Source organism: Delftia sp. WSY_22 (assembly GCF_043104185.1).
In the GTDB taxonomy this organism is placed as follows: domain Bacteria; phylum Pseudomonadota; class Gammaproteobacteria; order Burkholderiales; family Burkholderiaceae_C; genus Comamonas; species Comamonas tsuruhatensis.
On record NZ_JBICKN010000001.1, the window covers coordinates 13439 to 30897 of the forward strand.

Sequence of the window (17459 nt, forward strand, 5' to 3'; positions counted from 1 at the left end):
GCGCACGCTCTCAGGCCGCAGGCGCGCGGCCGGCCACGTCATCCCATTTGAGGCCGAATTTCAGCAGGTACTTGCGCAGGCGGTCGGCATCGTTGACCACGCTGCGCTGGGTGCGTGACTGGTCGAACAGGCGGCGCCCCGCATCGGACAGCGAGGGCGATTGCCTGCACACGCGCAGCACCGCTTCGAGCTGCATGCGGTCGAACAGATCCATCTGCTCCAGCCTATCGGCGGGCAACAGCGCATCAAGGCCGCAGCCGGCGCCGGCGGGGGCGGGCTGCGCTGCCTCGCCCCGTTGCCACAGCCACTGCATGCGCTGGATCTCGGCATCGACCAGGGCCGTGGAGATGCGCCCTCCGTCAGCCAGCGTGGCCAGGCGCGTCATGCTGGCCGACAGGTCGCGGAAGTTGCCGCTCCACAGCGCCTCGGGCGAGCGCGCAAAGCGCAGATAGCGCTCGCGGGCCTCCACGTTGAAGCGCACCATCTGGCCGGTCTCGTCGGCCGAGCGCGCGAGCAGGTGGTCCATGTTGGGTTCTATGTCCTCGGGGCGCCCGGCCAGGCCCGGCAGCGCGTAGGACCACAGGTTGATGCGCGCGAACAGATCCTCGCGAAAGCGCCCCTGCGCCACGTCGATGCGCAGGTCGCGGTGCGTGCCGGCGACCAGCTGGAAGTCGCTGCTGACCTCGCGGTCGCTGCCCATGGGATAGAAGCGCTTTTCCTCCACCGCCTTGAGCAGCATGGCCTGTTCGTCCAGGCCCAGCTCGCCGATTTCGTCCAGGAACAGCACGCCCTGGTGCGCGCTGCGCAGCAGGCCGGCGCGGTCGGCCGCAGCGCCCGTGAACGCGCCCTTCTTGTGGCCGAACAGCACCGAGGCTGCACCATCGCCGCGCAGCGTGGCGCAATTGACCTCGACGAACTCGCCCTGCACCTGGTGCCTGGCCTTCTTCAACTCGTACATGCGCCGCGCCAGATGCGATTTGCCCGCACCCGTGGGACCCGTGAGCAGGATGGGCGCGCGCGAGCGCACGGCCACGCGCTCGATCTCGTCGATCAGCGCGTTGAACCCGGCATTGCGCGTGGCGATACCGCTCTTGAGAAATTGCACGGCCTCGCTCTGCTCGGCGCCGAAGCGCTGGGCGATCACGTCGTAGCGCGACAGGTCCAGGTCGATCAGCGCATAGCTGCCCGGGTCGCCCATGCGCTGGCGCCGGGGCGGCGAAGTCTGGGCCAGCACGCCGGGAATGCGGCGCGACTCCACCAGCAGGAACAGGCAGATCTGTGCCACGTGCGTGCCCGTGGTGATGTGGGTCCAGTACTCCTCGCGCTCGGGGTCGAAGCGATAGGCCTGCGTCCAGTCGAACAGCCGCGCATAGACCTCGCCGAAATCCCAGGGATCGGCAATGTCCATGGGCACGAGGTTCACCTGGGTCTCGGGCGATGCCGTGGCGATGTCGCCCTGCAGCAGCTGCGCCAGGGCCAGATGGGGCGGCGTGTAGAGCAGCTCCAGCCGCTCCACCACCAGATCCTCGTGCTGCATGAGGGAGAGGGTCGGCCGCCATTTCTCCCAGCGCCCCGCGCCCCTGCCGGAGTCCAGCTGCGTACCCAGAAAGCCGATGACGACCTTTTTCTTTTCCATGTTTTTGTCTAGTTGGATAGCTGAAATTCTAGTTTCTTTGGATTGAAGAAGAAATCAAGAAAAGTGTGATTTGAGATTTATCCAAATAAATCAAGGGGTTGAAGAAATTTTTGGCACCAGATGCCGGGCTGGCACGCATCTCGCAATAAGCAAGGCATCCAGTGCAGGCGGTGACCGCTCACAGGCCGGGGTTGGGGCAAACGCCCGCCCCGCCGGTGCGGGAAGTCCGGGCCCCCAGGGGCTTGTCGATTTCCCGCATGCCGCACGCCGCAAGCGCTGGGTGACGGCAAGGTTGTGGAAACCGTCCCGCAAGGGACGCCTGGTTCGACTCCAGGCTTGCCAGCCACTGGTAGCTCAGTCTGGTAGAGCACCCTCGCAAGAGGACTGTCGCAGGTTCGATTCCTGTCCACTCTTCCGGCCGCAAGGCCGGGCTATTGAAACGGTCGAAAGACCACCCGCCGAACGCGGGAGGTGGCCGCCGGGTTGCGATGCAGCCCCCAGGCCGCCCCCCGTCAGCGGCGGCGGCTGTGCCAGGTCCCGGCACGGTCCGCGCCCGCAGCCAGCCACGCTGCAACCTGTTTCCAGGGTTGCCGCCACGGCGCACTGCAAGGCCCGGGCCGTGCCCCCTGGAACCCCGCCGCTGCTGTAACGGCACCCCTATTGATTGCGGCGAAGACGCCGAACGAGGAGAAGAAGAAATGCTGAAGATCCAACGCATCACCATCAAGAAGAACGAACGCGCCCTGCTGCTGCGCAATGGCGATTTCGAGCGCGTGCTGCACAGCGGCCGGCACTGGCTGTTTGCCGGCACCGACCAGCTGCGCGTGGAAACCTTTGCCCTGGAGCAGCCCGCCTTCACGCACGGCCTGGCCGACTACCTGATGGCGCAGGAGCCCGCCGTGGTGGCCGCCGAATTCCTGCGCGTGGAACTGTCCGAAACCGAGGCGGGCCTGCGCAGCGAAAACGGCGTGCTGGTCGAGATCCTGCCGCCCGGCACGCGCCGCCTGTACTGGAAGGGACTGGTGGATGTGAGCGTGCAGGTGGTCGACCTGCAGGCCGGCGCCGAGCTGCCCGCCGCCCTGGCGGCGCGCCTGACCCAGACGCAGCTGCGCCAGCGCAGCGTGTCCGGCCTCAACGGCGTGCTGCAGGTGCAGGTGCCCGCAGGCCAGTGCGCGCTGCTGACCATCGACGGCAAGGTGGACCGCCTGCTGCAGGCCGGCAGCCATGCGTTCTGGAAGTTCGGCCGCAGCATTGCCGTGGAGCTGGTGGACCTGCGCCTGCAGGCCGTCGAGGTCTCGGGCCAGGACATCATGACCCGCGACAAGGTGAGCCTGCGCCTGAACCTGAGCGCCACCTATCGCCACACCGACGTTCTGCGCGCCTTTGCCCAGCTGCAAAAGCCCGCCGAGCACCTGTACCGGGAGCTGCAGTTCGCGCTGCGCGCCGCCGTGGGCACCCGCACGCTCGATGAGCTGCTGGAGAACAAGACGGTGATCGACGACGTGGTGACCGCGCACATGGCGGCCAAGCTGCAGCCCTTCGGCATGGTGGTGGAGAGCGTGGGCGTGAAGGACATCGTGCTGCCCGGCGAGATGAAGGCCATCCTGACCCAGGTGGTGCAGGCCGAAAAGCAGGCCCAGGCCAACGTGATCCGCCGCCGCGAGGAAACGGCGGCCACGCGCTCGCTGCTCAACACCGCCAAGGTCATGGAGGACAACCCCGTGGCCCTGCGCATGAAGGAGCTGGAGACGCTGGAACGTGTGGCCGAGCGCATCGACAAGATCTCCGTGTTCGGCGGGCTGGACCAGGTGCTCAACGGGCTGGTGAAGATGCGTTGATCACGCGATGAGGCGGGCGTGGAGTCGCCGGCGGTGCCGGTTGCTTCATGCCTGCCCTTGAAGGAGAGACACCATGGACAAGAAGATGACATCGAAAAGGATGCAATCGCCTGCAGCGCAAATACAGGAGCGTACAGACGCCCTGGCTGCTGCATCACAGGCGCTCTACCAGAGCTTTGCTGGATACAGGTCGCCGTCGGTAGCGCTGGACGCTTGCGTCACATGCTGCATGGATGCAGACCTGGAGCGCGAGATGCGTCGACTGCCCCTGCGCAGCCTGACCGAGCACCATTTCTACCAATACAACGACGCTGCCAAAAGCGTGGTCCAGCCTGCGGATGAGATCAAGTACCTGGCGCCAAGAATGTTGGAACTGCTGGCGCAGGGCGCAAGGCTGCACCACTCCACCGAGTTGTATCTGGACCGCCTTGGTCGTTGCGAGCCCGGCTCCTTTTCATCGCAGGAAAGCGCGGCGTTGCAAGCCTTTGCTCGTGCCTTCTTTGCCTTGGGGCTGGAGCAGTGGGCTGAGCCGGACACCAGCGTTTTCCAGGGCGAAGAGGCCTTCTCCTTTTTGCTCATGTGGGACTACGCCGGTGTGCCGCTCCAGCCCCTGCTGGACCACTGGCTGACCTGTGACAGCGAGAGCGCCACGCTGCATTTTGTCGATGCATGCTTCTACGAATTCATCTGGGGTGGGCACTGCATCAGCAATGCCTTCGCATCCGATCGCAATGGCTACCGTGCAACGATGGAGCAGTGGCTCTCGCAGACAGGCAACAAGAAGCATTGGGCAGAAAAGCTGCTGCAACTGGCCGAGCGCGGCCCGGCCAGCACCTGGCTGCCTTCAGGCAAGCGCGACCACCAGTGCTACCCGCTGGATGAGCGCATAGGCGCGGTATTCGACGCCATGGCCACTTGAGGCGGAAACACGATTCAACCAAGAACAAAGACATGAAAGAGAACAGCACCATGAACAACTACCAACAGCATGATGTCGAGGGCGGCGTTCCCATCAAGATGTGGACCAAGGGCGTGCCCGTCGAGGACGAGGCGCGCAAGCAGCTGGAGAACGCCGCGCGCCTGCCCGTGGTGTTCAAGCATGTCGCGGCCATGCCCGATGTGCACCTGGGCATAGGCGCCACCGTGGGCTCGGTGATCCCGACCATCAAGGCCATCATCCCGGCGGCCGTGGGCGTGGACATCGGCTGCGGAATGATGGCTGCCAAGACCACGCTGCGCGCCGAGGACCTGCCCGACAACCTGGGCCCGCTGCGCTCGGCGATAGAGCAGGCCGTGCCGCATGGCTCGGTGCCGCGCCACCGGGGCCGTGATCCAGGCAGCTGGGAGAACCCGCCCGTGTCGGTGGACCAGGTCTGGGCCACGCTGGCCGATGAGTTCGACCTGCTGTGCGAGCTGCATCCGCGCCTGGCCAACACCAACAACCGCAAGCACCTGGGAACGCTGGGCAGCGGCAACCACTTCATCGAGATCTGCCTGGACGAGGCGGGCTTCGTGTGGTTCATGCTGCACTCGGGCTCGCGCGGCGTGGGCAATGCCATCGGCACCCATTTCATCGAGCTGGCCAAGAAGGACGCAGAACTGCATCAGCGCAACCTGCCCGACAAGGACCTGGCCTATTTCGAGGAAGGGGCCCGCTACTTTGGCGACTATGTGCGCGGCGTGTCCTGGGCGCAGAAGTTCGCCATGCGCAACCGCGAGGTGATGATGGTCAACCTCATCGCCACGGTGCGCAAGGTGATCGCCAAGCCCTTCGAGTCGCATGTGGAGGCGGTGAACTGCCACCACAACTACGTGCAGCAGGAGCGCCATTTCGGCCAGGACGTGTTCATCACCCGCAAGGGCGCGGTGAGCGCGCGGCGCGGCGAGCTGGGCATCATCCCGGGCAGCATGGGCGCGCGCAGCTATATCGTGCGCGGCCTGGGCAACCCGGAGAGCTTCGAGAGCTGCAGCCACGGTGCGGGCCGCGTGATGAGCCGCACCAAGGCCAAGAAGATGTTCAGCGTGGCGGACCACATCAAGGCCACCGAGGGCGTGGAATGCCGCAAGGATGCCAATGTGGTGGACGAGATTCCCATGGCCTACAAGGACATCGATGCGGTCATGGCCGCGCAGCAGGATCTTGTGGAGGTGGTGCACACCCTGAAGCAAGTGGTGTGCGTGAAAGGGTGAGTGGATGAGGGCCCCGGGCTCTCATCCTCCGGAACAGAAAGCAGGATGAGAGCATGAGGGAAGAGAAGGTATTGAGCGCGCATCCGGTCTCCGACGCCATGCGCGCCACGGTGCTGGCCAACCTGGCCGAGGTGGAGCGCAGGCACGAGGTCACGGTGCTGTTTGCCTGCGAGTCGGGCAGCCGCGGCTGGGGCTTTGCCTCGCCCGACAGCGACTATGACGTGCGCTTCATCTACGTCCACCGCCTGCCCTGGTATCTGACGGTGGCGCCGGGCCGCGATGTCATAGAGCAGCCGCTCAGCGGCGAGCTCGATGTCAGCGGCTGGGAGCTGCGCAAGGCGCTGGGGCTGCTGCGCGCCTCCAACCCCACGCTGCTCGAATGGCTGCGCTCGCCCGTGGTCTACCGGCAGGAGCAGCCCTGGGCCGAGCGCCTGCATCTGCTGGCCGAGCAGGGCTTTTCGCCGGTGCGCGGCTACCACCACTACGTGGCCATGGCGCGCAAGAACCTGCGCGCCCACCTGCAGGGTGATGTGGTGCGCTACAAGAAGTACTTCTACGTGCTGCGCCCCTTGCTGGCCGCGCGCTGGATACGCGAGGGGCGTGGTGCGCCGCCCATGCGCTTTGCACAGCTGGCGGCGGGCACGCTGGAGGATGCAGTCCTGCTGGCCGAGCTCAACGAGCTGCTGGAGCTCAAGATGCGCCTGGGCGAGGCCGCCAAGGGGCCGCGCCGGGTGCGGGTCCATGATTTCCTGGAGCGCGAGCTGGCCCATGCCATGGCCCATGCGCCCGATCCGGGGGACCAGGCCGATGCGGCGCCGCTGGACCGCTATCTGCGGGATGCCGTGGCGCGCTTTGGCGGCAATTGGCGGCAATGAATGAAAGAGAAAAATGAAAGTGATCGAGATCGACGGCTCCGCCGGGGAGGGCGGAGGCCAGATGCTGCGCAGCGCGCTGGCGCTGTCCATGTGCACGGGTCAGCCCTTTGCCATGCAGCGCATCCGTGCCGGGCGCGCCAAGCCGGGCCTGATGCGCCAGCACCTGGCCTGCGTCAATGCCGCCGCCGAAATCTGCGGCGCGCAGATGCAGGGCGCCGAGATGAATTCGCAGACGCTGCAATTCACACCGGGGCCGGTGCGTGCGGGCGAGTACCGCTTCGTGATCGCCTCGGCGGGCAGTTGCACCCTGCTGCTGCAGACGCTGTGGCCCGCGCTGATGCTGGCCAATGGCGAAAGCCGCCTGACCCTGGGCGGCGGCACCCACAACCCGGCCGCGCCGCCCTTCCATTTCCTGGAGCGCAGCTATGCGCCGCTGCTGCACAGGCTGGGCGCGCGCTGCGAACTGCGGCTGCGCCGGCTGGGCTTTTATCCGGCCGGTGGCGGCGAGATGGACGTGACGATCACGCCGGCAACCAATGGGCTTGTGCCTTTCGATATCACCGAACGCGGCGCCCCCGTGGCCAGCCATGCCGAATGCTTTGCGCCCGCGCTGCCACGCGCGGTGGCCCAGCGCGAACTGGACCATCTGGGCCAGGCCCTGGACTGGTCTGGCGAGCAACTGCAGGTGGCTGCCGTGCGCCAGAACGAGGGGCCGGGCAACGCGCTGCTGGCCACGCTGGCCTATGAGCACCTGAGCGAAGTGTTCACGCAGTTCGGCATGAAGGGCGTCAGCGCCGAAAAGGTGGCGCATGACCTGGCACGCGAGGTGCGCCGCCACCAGGGCAGCCGGGCCGCGCTGGGCCCGTACCTGGCCGACCAATGGGCCCTGCCGCTGGCGCTGGCCGTCTGGCGCAGCGGGCGCGGTGCCAGCTACACCTGCACGGAACTGACGCCGCATGCGCGCAGCAATTTCGAGGTGATCGAGCGCTTTGTGCCTGTGCGCTTCGCTACGGACGCAACGGGCGACGGCTGGCGTATTTCGCTCTCGCCAGCCTGAGCGGCCTCAGCGATCGGCCCGCACCAGCGTGCTCTTGCCGAACAGGCTCTCCAGCAGGTCCACCACCAGCTCGGCCGTCTGGTTGCGCAGGTCCAGCGCCGGGTTCAGTTCCACCAGGTCCATCGAGCCCAGGCGTCCGGTATCGGCCAGCATCTCCATGCACAGCTGGGCCTCGCGGTAGCTGGGGCCGCCGCGCACGGGCGTGCCCGTGCCGGGCGCGATGTCGGGATCGAGGTAGTCCACGTCGAAGCTCAGGTGCAGGTGGGTGTCGCTGCCGGCGAGGCCGTCGAGCGCGCGGCGCATGACCTCGCGCATGCCCAACTCGTCGATGGCGCGCATGTCGTACACCTCGATGTCCAGCGAATGCAGCAGGCGCTTTTCCTGGTCATCCACGCTGCGCAGGCCGATCTGGCACAGCGAGGCGGCATCCAGCGCCGGATCGCCGCCCTGGGACAGCGCGGTCAGCGGCTCGGGCCCCAGGCCGCACAGGCTGGCCACGGGCATGCCGTGCAGGTTGCCGCTGGGCGAGATATCGGGCGTGTTGCAGTCGGCGTGGGCGTCCAGCCAGATCACGCGCAGCGCGCGGCCCAGGCGGCGGCAGTGGGCGGCCACGGCACTGATCGAGCCCATGGCCAGGCTGTGGTCGCCGCCCAGCATCAGCGGCAGCTCGCCATCGTCCAGTGCCTGGCCCACGGCCTGGTGCACGGCCTGCATCCAGGCACGGGCCGGTGCGAGGTGGCGCAGCCCCTGCTCGGGCGGTGTCTGGGGATTGGGCGGACCGGCCAGGTTGCCGATGTCGCTCACCTGGCAGCCCAGCTGGCGCAGCGCCGGGGCCAGGCCGGCCACGCGCAGCGCGTCGGGGCCCATGGCGCTGCCCAGGCGGCTGGCGCCGATGTCGGTGGGCACGCCTATGAGTCTCAGGGCGCGTGCGGTCTGCGGGGACGTATGGGTGTTCATGCTCATGGGACCCATGGTATGCAGTCCCCGTGTCAGCCAAAGCCGCGTTCTGCCTGCCCGGCCTCGCGCACCAGCCGGTACAGGTCGCGGGGGTCGGCCAGCGAAGGCACCAGGTCGATCGACTGCATCAGCCCGGTGTCGTGGGCCAGCGCGCGCAACCAGCGCAGGGCCGAATAGTCTTCCAGCGCAAAGCCCACGGAGTCGAACAGCGTGATCTCGGTGTCGTGCCCGCGTCCCGGCGCCAGGCCATTGATGACCTGCCACAGCTCGGTCACGGGCGCGTCGGCGGGCAGCTGCTGTATCTCGCCTTCCACGCGCGTCTGGGGCGTGAACTCCACGAAGATGCGCGCGCGCCGCAGCAACTCCACGGGCAGTTCGGTCTTGCCGGGGCAATCGCCGCCGACGGCATTGATGTGGGTGCCGGGGCGCACATCGGCATCGGCGATCACGCAGGCGCGGCGCTTGGCGGCCGTGACCGTGGTGACGATGTCGGCGCCTTCCAGCGCCTGGGCGCTGCTGGTGCAGCAGGTGATGCGCTGGGCGGCAATGCCTGCATGGCCCAGGTTGTCCACCAGCTTGCGCATGGCCTGGACGTCGATGTCGAAGATGCGCAGCCGCTCCACGCCCAGCAGGTGGGTGAAGGCCAGGGCTTGGAATTCGGACTGCGATCCTGCGCCGATCAGCGCCATGCTGCGGCAGCCCGGCCGCGCCAGCCGGCGCGCGGCCAGCGCCGAGGTGGCGGCGGTGCGCAGCGCCGTGGCCAGCGTCAGGTCGGACAGGAAGACCGGCAGGCCCGTGGCCACGTCGGCCAGGGCGCCGAATGCCATCACCGTGGGCAGGTCCCGGTCGGCGTTGTCTGGATGGCCATTGACGTACTTGAAGGCGTAGTCCAGCGCATCGGACACGGGCATGAGCTCGATCACGCCGCCGGGCGAATGGTGGGCGAGGCGGGCCGATTTCTCGAAATCGGGCCAGCGCGCGAAGTCTTGCTCGATGGCATCGGCCAGGCCGGCCAGGCAGGCGGCGACGCCGACCTGCGCCACCAGGCGTGCGGCCTGCGTGGCGCCGAGGAAATCCGTGTGGACGGGCGTGGTTCGAGTCTTCATGGTGCTCTCCCTCGCGGTTGCTTCCACTGTAGGCCCGGGCCGAAGCGCAGGCAAGCGGGTTTCGGCTGGCGCCTGCGCGGGGAATCGCGGTGCGCGTATGCTCGGCACCCAAGCTATGAACCAACTGCATCTGTTTTTGCCCTGCGCCGCCGGCGTCGAGGGATTTCTGGCCGACGAGGTCCACGCGATCACCGGCCTGAGCGGCCACGACCTCCTGGTCGGCCGTGGCGGCGTGATGGTGCGCGGCCTGTGGCGCGACGCCATGCTGCTGAACCTGCACAGCCGTCTGGCCCAGCGCGTGCTGGTGCAGCTGTCGCAGACCCTGTACCGCAACGAAAACGACCTGTACCGCGCCGCCAGCGAAGTGGCCTGGGAGATCTGGTTCTCCCCGCGCGAGAGCTTCAAGATCGAAGTCACGGCCCAGCACAGCCCGCTGACCAGCCTCAACTTTGCGGCGCTGCGCGTCAAGGACGCCATTGCCGACCGCTTCCGCGACAGGAAGGGCGTGCGCCCCGACGTGGAAACGCGCCACCCCGACGTGCGCGTGCACCTGCACCTGACGACCGACGAGGCCACCATCTACATCGACACCTCGGGCGAGGCGCTGTTCAAGCGCGGTTGGCGCGAGGACAAGGGTGATGCGCCGCTCAAGGAAACCCTGGCCGCGGCCATGATCGCCGCCACGGGCTGGGACCCGCACGGCGACGATCCCCAGCCGCTGTACGACCCCTGCTGCGGCAGCGGCACGGTGCTGATCGAGGCCGCGCAGATCGCCCGGCGCATTCCGGCAGGCATCCTGCGGCGCTTCGCGTTCGAAAAGCTCGTGCCCTTCCAGAGGCATGTGTGGGAAGCCATGCTGGACGAGGCAGAGGCCGCCATCCTGCCCGACAGCCCCGTGGGCATCTATGGCTCCGACGTGTCCCACCGCATGGTGGACTTCGCCCAGCGCAACGCCGAGCGCGCGGGCGTGGGCCAGACCGTGCAGCTGCGCGGCGGCGACGCGCTGCAGCGCATGCCGCCCTGCGAGCAGCCCGGCCTGATGCTGCTGAATCCGCCCTATGGCGAGCGCATTGCCGCAGCCGGCTCGGCCGGCCGCAGCGCCGGCGAGCGCATGGCCGTGGTCGAGCGCGCGGGCCGCGAGACGGCCCAGACCGAGGACGGCGTGGAATTCTTCAGCCAGCTGGCCACCCACTGGAAGAAGAACTACAGCGGCTGGAGCGCCTGGATGCTCACGCCCGACCTCAAGCTGCCCGGCAAGATGCGCCTGAAGGAAGCGCGGCGCACGCCCATGTGGAACGGCCCCATCGAGTGCCGGCTGTTCCGCTTCGACATGGTCCGTGGCGCTGTCAAGCCCAGAAAGGCCGCCGAAGGCCCGGCAGAGGGCGCCGCGCCATGAAGATCGTGCTGCGCTGGCCGCAGTGCAACGACGGCTACGAAGGTCCCCTGCCCCGGCCCGTGGTGCTCGATACCAATGTGGTCCTTGACATGCTGATCTTCGACGATCCGCATGTTCCGCCGATCCGCGAGCTGGTGGAGCAGGGGCAGATGCGCTGGATCGCCGACCAGGCCCAGCGCATCGAGCTCGAACGCGTGCTGCACTACAGCCAGATCGCGCCGCGCGTGGCCTTCTACGGCAAGACGGCCGAAGGCGTGCTCTCGGCCTTCGACGGAGCGGTCGAGTACGTGGCCGATGCGCCGCGCATCCGCTTTGCCTGCACCGACCCCGACGACCAGCATTTCCTGGACCTGGCCAGCCAGCACCAGGCGCTGCTGATCAGCAAGGACAAGGCCGTGCTCAAGCTGCGCAAGCGCGTGGCCGGCCTGGGCGCCACCGTGGGCAACATCCTGCTGGCTGAACAGGAAGAGGCACTGGCCGCCTGACGCCCTGGATGCTGTTGTGCAGCAACCACCCAGGCGGCAATGGGGCAACAGGCTGGGTGCGGCCGGCTTGAAGGCTTTCTCCTAAACTGGCGGCCATGCAGGAGGCACAAGCCCTTCTGCCAGGAGGACGGCCTCCCCCACATCGGGACATGCATGCGCCGGGACGACCCGGCTTCACAAGGAGTTTTCCATGGCATGGGTCTATCTGTTGGTGGCGGGGCTGCTCGAAGTGGTCTGGGCGTTTTCGATGAAGCAATCGCACGGCTTCACGCGGCTGGTGCCCAGCGCCATCACCATCGTCACCATGATCGCCAGCTTCGGCCTGCTGGCCGTGGCCATGCGCAGCCTGCCGCTGGGCACGGCCTACACGATCTGGACCGGCATCGGCGCCGTGGGCGCCTTCCTGGTCGGCATCACGGTCCTGGGCGAGCAGGTCAGCGCCATGCGCATCGGCGCGGCCGTGCTCATCGTCTCGGGCCTGGTGCTGATGAAGATGTCTTCGGACTGAGCGGGGCGGCCGTTCAGCGGCCCGTGCCCAGCTCCAGCGTCAGGCGCAGCATGTCGCGGTGCTGCACGCCGCGCTCCCACAGCTGGGTGGTGTAGTGCTTCAGAAAGAAGTCACGCACGATTCCCGTCACGCGAAACCCCGCGCGCTGGTAGAAGACCAGCTGGTCGCCGAAGCTGCCGGTGCCGACCTCGATGCGGGGAGCACCTTGCGAGCGCGCCCAGGCGATGGCCTGGCGCAGCAGGGCGGTGCCCAGGCCCCGGTGGTGCAGCGCTTCCGCGACCGCGATGTTCATCAGCTCCCAGGCGGGTGGGCCTGAGGCTTCGTCGCCGCTGGCGCGCAGCGGCACCAGCACGCACATGCCCAATACCTCGCCGCGCCCGCCGGGACGCGGCGGCTGGCCTTCGCGCTGGAAGGACTCGCGCGCGGCAAAACAGGTGGAGCCCGCCAGATAGCCGCGCACCTTCTCCCGCGACGGATCCGCCGACAGCAGCAGCGGCCACGGCGCCTCGGCCGGGTTCAGCGGCTCTATGTGCCAGGGTGCGAGGGAAACGGAAGGTGCGGTCATAAGCCTGAATCATCCCATGCCTGACATTGGGACGCAGTTGGGCACCTCTGCGGAATCTTGACGTGCGCTTACAACTGTGCCTTTGCACGGGCGGATCTAGTGGTTTATACTTAGACCTAGGGTAAACGCTTAGAGGGTTTTCCCGGCATTCGCGGCACTTGAGATGCATGCCGCCAGTGATTGTTGAGCGTCTCAGTAAGGAAGTTCACCATGCGCCAAGCAATCTATTCCCTGATCGATTTCATCCAGCAAGCCCGCAACGCCGAGCTCGAAATCGCCAACCAGTAATCCGGTTGGAGGCAGGTGCGCCCCGAAGCGCGCCCACCGATGCGATCGCCCCATTGCCGATGATGGCCTTGGGGCTTTTGTGTTTCTGGGCGCCGGGCTTGCGGGCACAGGGCAGCGGAGCCCTGGCTACAGGCCCAGCACCAGCCTGCCGCTCCTGGCGCGCGAGCAGCAGCTCATCATCTTGGTGCAGGCCGCGCGCTCGCCGCGCGTGAGCACCATGTCTCGGTGGTCCACCTCGCCGTCGAGCACGGGCACTTCGCAGGACCCGCACAGCCCTTCCCGGCAGTCGCTTTGCACTTCGATCTTCGCGCTGCGCAGGGCGTCCAGCAGCGTCTGGTCGTTGCGCACCTGCAGCACAAGACCCGAGGCGCGCAGTTCCACCTCGAAGCCCTGCTCCCTGGCAGGGTCCAGCGCCCCCACGGTGGAGACGAAGTGCTCCACGCGCAGGCTGTCCTCGGGCCAGTGGCGGCTGGCGGCCTCCAGGCCGTGCAGCAGGCGCGCCGGTCCGCAGGCATGGATGCGGGCTCCGGCGCGCGGCGTGGCCAGCAGGGCGGCGTAGTCGGCGCGCCGGCCTTCCTCCGCCACGTACAGGTGCAGCCGGGCGCCATGCTCGGCCTGCAGCGGCGCCAGCAGCGCCATGCCCGCGCGGCGCCGGCCGCTGTAGTGGATTTCATAGGACAGGCCCAGCGCCCTGGCGCGCCGTGCCATGGCCGAGATGGGCGTGATGCCGATGCCGCCGGCCACCAGGATCAGGTGGCTGGCGCCTTCGTCCAGCGGGAAATGGTTGCGCGGGCCCCGCACCTGTACGGTGGCGCCGCGGTGCAGATGCGCATGCACCCAGGCCGAGCCGCCACGGCCGTTGGTCTCGCGCAGCACGGCAATCTCGTAGCTGCCGGTGTCCTGCGGGTCGCCGCACAGCGAATACTGGCGCGACAGGCCTGTGTCGCCGCATTGCAGGTCGATGTGCGAGCCCGGCGTCCAGCGCGGCAGGGCGTGACCATCGGCGGCCTTCAGGCGCAGGCGCAGCACGCCTTCGGCGGCAGCCTCGGCCTCGGCCACGACCATGGGCCGGCTGGCGCCGCCCTGCAGGGCTTCGCCGATGCGCACGGGCTGGCGCGCCTGCAGCAGGGCGGGACGGGCGCGCTCGGGGTTCAGGGCCGGGTCCCACTCCACCCACAGGTGCTCGGGACCCCGGAACGAGGTGTTGGGCACGTAGGTGAACCGCTGCTCGGCCAGCCGCATGTGGGGAAGGCGGCGCGTGAACTCCTCCAGGAAGATCTGCATCTCCATGCGCGCCAGGTTCTTGCCCATGCACTGGTGCGAGCCATAGCCGAAGGTCAGGTGGTCGCCGGCGTTGTCGCGGTGGATGTCGAAGAAGTCGGCATCGGCGAAATGCCGCTCGTCGTGGTTGGCCGACGAGGTCACGATGAGCAGCTTCGAGCCCGCCGGCACGGCCACGCCGCCGATCACCACGTCGCGCGTGGCCAGGCGCCGCCAGGCGGCCACCGAGCCGTTGTGGCGCAGGCATTCCTCCACGGCATTGGGGATCAGCGCGGGGTTCTCGCAGATCTGCTTCCAGGCGCCGGGATGCTGCAGCAGCAGCTTGACGGCGTTGGCCGTGGCATTGGCCGTGGTCTCGTGCGCGGCCACGATGCCGGCCATCATCATGGAGTGCAGGTAGGAGTCGGTGACGACCTCGGGAAGCTCCTTTTGCTTGCGTATGCCGTATTGCATCCAGCCCGGCGCATCGGGGTTCTCGCGCATCTTGGCCAGCACCTTGCCGGCCAACTGCCAGAAGTTGCCCACCGCATGGGCCACGGCCACCTGCTGCTCGGGCCGGGGCCGGCCCCAGGTGTTGACGGTGTGGGCGATGGAGTACTCGCGCAGCCTGTCCATGTCCTCCTCGGGCACGCCGAGGAAGTGCAGGGCCACGGTCAGCGGCACCTCCCACAGCATCTGGTCCACAAGGTCGGCGCGACCGTCGTCGATGAAGCGGTCCACATAGGCGCGCGCCAGCTTGCGCACCATGGGCTCGTGGTGGCGCAGCTCCTCGGGCGTGAACGGGTCCATCAGCGCGCGACGGCGCGGCATGTGCGCGGGCTCGTCCTCGTTGACCAGGGTGCGGTTCAGCGCGAAGCCGTAGGAGGCCAGCACGGCATTGGCCTCCTCGCCCGTGGGCGTGATCTTCTCCAGCGCGATCGAGGGACTGAAGGCGATGTTGTCGCGGAACACCGCCTTGATGTCGTCGAAGCGCGTGACCACCCAGTAGCCCAGTTGCGGGCTGTAGAACACCGGCTCCTGCTCGCGCGCCCAGCGCACATATTCGGGCGGGTCCTGCTGGTAGCCGTCGCTGAACGGGTCGAAGGCCGCGGCACCCGCGCTGACGGGGCAGCCCGTGGGGCCGGTCTGGCCGCTGGGCTGGCGGTGGTCGAAGGGGCAGCGCGCGGAGGCTGGCGCAGAGGTGGACGCAAAAGCGGACGCAAAGGCGGACGGGGCGGTGTCGGGGGCGGCGGAGGCAGTCATGGCAGGTTGTTCGCAGGCAGGCAGGCGCGGAGGGTCAATCCAAAGTGATGTTCTGGTCGCGGATCAGCTGGTGCCAGCGCGTGCTTTCGCTGGCCAGCAGCGCGGCGAACTGCTCGGGCGTGTTGCCCACGGGCTCCACGCCGAAATCCACGAGCTTCTGGCGCACGGCGGGCTCGTTGATCGCGGCCACGACCTGCCGGTGCAGGGCCGCGATGACCGGGGCCGGGGTCCTGGCGGGCGCCACCAGTCCCACCAGGGCGGCGGCCTGCACCTTGGGCAGGCCCAGCTCGGCGAAGGTGGGCACGTCGGGCAACTGGGGCAGGCGCGTGGCGTTGGCCACGGCCAGCGGGCGGACCTTGCCGCCCTTGATGAAGCCTGCGCCCGCGGCCAGGTCCACCATCATCACGGGAACCTGGCCGCCCGCCACGTCGCCCAGGGCCGGTGCCGCGCCCTTGTAGGGTGCGTGCACCAGCTTCAGGCCGGCCTCCACCCTGAGCAGTTCCATGGCTAGGTGGTGCGGGCTGCCGGCGCCGGCCGAGGCGTAGTTCACGCCGTCCTTGCTGGTGCGCGCCTGGGCCAGGAAGTCTTTGGCCGTGGCCGCTGCCATGCCGGGGCCGGCCACCAGGATCATCGGGAAGCGGCCCATCAGCGTGACCGGCGCAAGGTCCCTGGCGGGGTTGTAGCTGAGGCTCTTGTAGAGCACGGGATTGAAGACCAGGGTGCCGTTGTCGGCCGACAGCACGGTGTAGCCATCGGCGGCGGCGCGCGCGGTTTCCGAGGCGCCTATGGCCGTGTTGCCGCCCGGGCGGTTGTCCACCACGATGGGCTGGTGCACCTGGCCGCCCCAGGCCTGGCCTATGGTGCGGGCCAGGAAGTCCGAGCCGCCGCCGGCCGCGTAGGGAACGATCCAGCGCACGTTCCTGCTGGGGAATCCGTCCTGGGCCAGCGCGCCGGGCAGGGCGGTGGCCGATAGCAGGCCTGCGGCCAGTGAGGTGAGGAAAAGGCGCTTGTGCATGGGGCTTGTCTCCGGTGAGGCCTGGGTGGAATCCATGGAATCTTGTTTTGCGTAATTTTTCTACGCATTGCGTAAAAATACCGCCCGGGATTACCCGCAAGCTGCGGCACAATGCCCCGCCAGCCCTTAAAACAGGCCTTTCCAGACCCGTCCTGCCGCCATGACTTCCACTGTTGCCTCCGAGATTGACGAGCCCGCGCCGCCGCGCGAAAGGCGCCAGCGCGTGCAGGCCGCCGAGACCTGCCTGGCCGTGCTCAAGGCCCTGGCCACGCTGGGCGGACGCGCCAGCCTCACGGCCATCGCGGGCGCGGTGGAGGAAAGCCCGGCCAAGGTCCACCGCTACCTGGCCAGCCTGATGGCCGAGGGGCTGGTGGAGCAGGACCGTGGCGGCACGCAGTACGCGCTGGCGGCCGAGGCCATGCGCGTGGGCCTGGCCGCCATGCGGCAGTCCGACCCCATCCGCCTGGCCGAGCCGGCCCTGCTGCACCTGCGCGAGGCCTTGCAGGTCACCAGCTTCGTGGCCGTGATGGGCAACCTGGGGCCGACCATCGTGCGCTTCGAGGAGCCGGGCCTGCCGGTCACCGTCAATGTGCGCGTGGGCTCGGTAATGTCGCTGCTGTGGTCGGCCACGGGGCGCGCCTTCTTCGCCTTCATGGACGACGATGCCCGCGTGGATGCGCTGCTGGCCCGGGAGCTGGCCGAGGCGCCGGCCGCGCGGCGCGCGCTGCTCGATGGCGCGGACCCGCTGGGCACGCTGCGCCGCGAGATCCGCGCTGCGGGCTGCGCCTCGGTGCGCGACGTCAACCTGCCGGGCATCAGCGCCGTGGCGGCGCCGCTGCACGATTACACGGGCCATGTGGTGGGCGTGCTGTGCGCGCTGGGCGCCAGCGGCGGCTTCGACCCGGACCCGCAGGGCGCTGTGGCCCGGGCCCTGCGCGCTGAAGCGGCGCGCGTCAGCGCCTCGCTGGGCCATCTGCCCGGTGAGGCCCGGCTGAAGCCCGGCTGAGGCCCGGTTGAGGC

At 68.4% G+C, this 17459-nt stretch carries 15 protein-coding genes; 9 read left to right on the forward strand and 6 right to left on the reverse strand.

Annotated features, from left to right (window positions below):
• Positions 1 to 10: 10 nt before the first annotated feature.
• Positions 11 to 1636, reverse strand: coding sequence for an RNA repair transcriptional activator RtcR (rtcR, locus tag ACF8NF_RS00075; RefSeq protein ID WP_046239906.1), 1626 nt, complete (start codon positions 1634 to 1636; stop codon positions 11 to 13).
• A gap of 698 nt (positions 1637 to 2334) precedes the next feature.
• Between rtcR and ACF8NF_RS00080 the strand changes: the two genes are divergently transcribed.
• The 5 genes from ACF8NF_RS00080 to rtcA all read left to right on the forward strand — a co-directional run bounded on the left by ACF8NF_RS00080 (position 2335) and on the right by rtcA (position 7596).
• Positions 2335 to 3474, forward strand: coding sequence for a slipin family protein (locus ACF8NF_RS00080; RefSeq protein WP_013804750.1), 1140 nt, complete (start codon positions 2335 to 2337; stop codon positions 3472 to 3474).
• A gap of 73 nt (positions 3475 to 3547) precedes the next feature.
• Positions 3548 to 4393: a hypothetical protein gene (locus ACF8NF_RS00085; protein WP_047219510.1), complete on the forward strand. Its 846-nt coding sequence runs from the start codon at positions 3548 to 3550 to the stop codon at positions 4391 to 4393.
• A 32-nt stretch (positions 4394 to 4425) separates the two neighbouring features.
• Entirely contained in the window at positions 4426 to 5664 is a 1239-nt protein-coding gene (locus tag ACF8NF_RS00090) for an RtcB family protein (RefSeq protein ID WP_310037306.1), read from the forward strand.
• Between the two features lie 53 nt (positions 5665 to 5717).
• Positions 5718 to 6539: a nucleotidyltransferase domain-containing protein gene (locus ACF8NF_RS00095; protein ID WP_016454607.1), complete on the forward strand. Its 822-nt coding sequence runs from the start codon at positions 5718 to 5720 to the stop codon at positions 6537 to 6539.
• Between the two features lie 13 nt (positions 6540 to 6552).
• Positions 6553 to 7596, forward strand: a complete 1044-nt coding sequence (rtcA, locus tag ACF8NF_RS00100; protein WP_016454608.1) for an RNA 3'-terminal phosphate cyclase — start codon at positions 6553 to 6555, stop codon at positions 7594 to 7596.
• 6 nt (positions 7597 to 7602) lie between these two features.
• Here rtcA and rocF read toward each other — a convergent pair whose 3' ends face one another.
• A complete protein-coding gene (rocF, locus tag ACF8NF_RS00105) occupies positions 7603 to 8568 on the reverse strand; it encodes an arginase (RefSeq protein ID WP_016454609.1) in 966 nt (321 codons plus the stop codon).
• Between the two features lie 17 nt (positions 8569 to 8585).
• Positions 8586 to 9659, reverse strand: coding sequence for an ornithine cyclodeaminase (locus ACF8NF_RS00110; protein ID WP_244387674.1), 1074 nt, complete (start codon positions 9657 to 9659; stop codon positions 8586 to 8588).
• Positions 9660 to 9774: 115 nt separating this feature from the next.
• Here ACF8NF_RS00110 and ACF8NF_RS00115 point away from each other — a divergent pair, with 115 nt between their 5' ends.
• From ACF8NF_RS00115 to sugE, 3 genes are all read left to right on the forward strand, one after another.
• The gene (locus tag ACF8NF_RS00115) at positions 9775 to 11055 is read left to right on the forward strand and encodes a class I SAM-dependent RNA methyltransferase (RefSeq protein ID WP_017406989.1); all 1281 of its coding nucleotides are present in this window, start codon (positions 9775 to 9777) and stop codon (positions 11053 to 11055) included.
• A complete protein-coding gene (locus tag ACF8NF_RS00120; RefSeq protein WP_016454612.1) occupies positions 11052 to 11540 on the forward strand; it encodes a putative toxin-antitoxin system toxin component, PIN family in 489 nt (162 codons plus the stop codon). Before ACF8NF_RS00115 ends, ACF8NF_RS00120 begins: the two co-directional genes overlap by 4 nt.
• A 190-nt stretch (positions 11541 to 11730) precedes the next feature.
• Positions 11731 to 12048 carry a quaternary ammonium compound efflux SMR transporter SugE gene (sugE, locus tag ACF8NF_RS00125; RefSeq protein WP_013804742.1) on the forward strand — a complete coding sequence of 106 codons (318 nt, stop codon included), beginning with the start codon at positions 11731 to 11733 and terminating at the stop codon, positions 12046 to 12048.
• Between the two features lie 13 nt (positions 12049 to 12061).
• On the opposite strand, the gene ACF8NF_RS00130 is transcribed toward sugE, so the two are convergent.
• The 3 genes from ACF8NF_RS00130 to ACF8NF_RS00140 form a co-directional block, all read right to left on the reverse strand.
• The gene (locus ACF8NF_RS00130; RefSeq protein WP_046987243.1) at positions 12062 to 12613 is read right to left on the reverse strand and encodes an N-acetyltransferase; all 552 of its coding nucleotides are present in this window, start codon (positions 12611 to 12613) and stop codon (positions 12062 to 12064) included.
• A 414-nt stretch (positions 12614 to 13027) separates the two neighbouring features.
• On the reverse strand, positions 13028 to 15424 hold the full coding sequence (locus ACF8NF_RS00135) for a cytochrome P450/oxidoreductase (protein ID WP_392449867.1): 2397 nt from the start codon (positions 15422 to 15424) through the stop codon (positions 13028 to 13030).
• Between the two features lie 34 nt (positions 15425 to 15458).
• Positions 15459 to 16439, reverse strand: coding sequence for a tripartite tricarboxylate transporter substrate binding protein (locus ACF8NF_RS00140; protein ID WP_133073147.1), 981 nt, complete (start codon positions 16437 to 16439; stop codon positions 15459 to 15461).
• A 160-nt stretch (positions 16440 to 16599) separates the two neighbouring features.
• On the opposite strand from ACF8NF_RS00140, the gene ACF8NF_RS00145 reads away from it, so the two are divergent.
• A complete protein-coding gene (locus tag ACF8NF_RS00145) occupies positions 16600 to 17445 on the forward strand; it encodes an IclR family transcriptional regulator (RefSeq protein WP_016450515.1) in 846 nt (281 codons plus the stop codon).
• Positions 17446 to 17459: the final 14 nt, after the last annotated feature.

Coding starts and splice junctions, on each gene's coding strand:
- ACF8NF_RS00090 (WP_310037306.1), top strand. CDS start 4,426: ATGAAAGAGAACAGCACCATGAACAACTACCAACAGCATGATGTCGAG.
- ACF8NF_RS00080 (WP_013804750.1), top strand. CDS start 2,335: ATGCTGAAGATCCAACGCATCACCATCAAGAAGAACGAACGCGCCCTG.
- ACF8NF_RS00110 (WP_244387674.1), bottom strand. CDS start 9,659: ATGAAGACTCGAACCACGCCCGTCCACACGGATTTCCTCGGCGCCACG.
- ACF8NF_RS00120 (WP_016454612.1), top strand. CDS start 11,052: ATGAAGATCGTGCTGCGCTGGCCGCAGTGCAACGACGGCTACGAAGGT.
- sugE (WP_013804742.1), top strand. CDS start 11,731: ATGGCATGGGTCTATCTGTTGGTGGCGGGGCTGCTCGAAGTGGTCTGG.
- rtcA (WP_016454608.1), top strand. CDS start 6,553: ATGAAAGTGATCGAGATCGACGGCTCCGCCGGGGAGGGCGGAGGCCAG.
- ACF8NF_RS00130 (WP_046987243.1), bottom strand. CDS start 12,613: ATGACCGCACCTTCCGTTTCCCTCGCACCCTGGCACATAGAGCCGCTG.
- ACF8NF_RS00145 (WP_016450515.1), top strand. CDS start 16,600: ATGACTTCCACTGTTGCCTCCGAGATTGACGAGCCCGCGCCGCCGCGC.
- ACF8NF_RS00115 (WP_017406989.1), top strand. CDS start 9,775: ATGAACCAACTGCATCTGTTTTTGCCCTGCGCCGCCGGCGTCGAGGGA.
- ACF8NF_RS00135 (WP_392449867.1), bottom strand. CDS start 15,424: ATGACTGCCTCCGCCGCCCCCGACACCGCCCCGTCCGCCTTTGCGTCC.
- ACF8NF_RS00095 (WP_016454607.1), top strand. CDS start 5,718: ATGAGGGAAGAGAAGGTATTGAGCGCGCATCCGGTCTCCGACGCCATG.
- ACF8NF_RS00140 (WP_133073147.1), bottom strand. CDS start 16,439: ATGCACAAGCGCCTTTTCCTCACCTCACTGGCCGCAGGCCTGCTATCG.
- rocF (WP_016454609.1), bottom strand. CDS start 8,568: ATGGGTCCCATGAGCATGAACACCCATACGTCCCCGCAGACCGCACGC.
- rtcR (WP_046239906.1), bottom strand. CDS start 1,636: ATGGAAAAGAAAAAGGTCGTCATCGGCTTTCTGGGTACGCAGCTGGAC.
- ACF8NF_RS00085 (WP_047219510.1), top strand. CDS start 3,548: ATGGACAAGAAGATGACATCGAAAAGGATGCAATCGCCTGCAGCGCAA.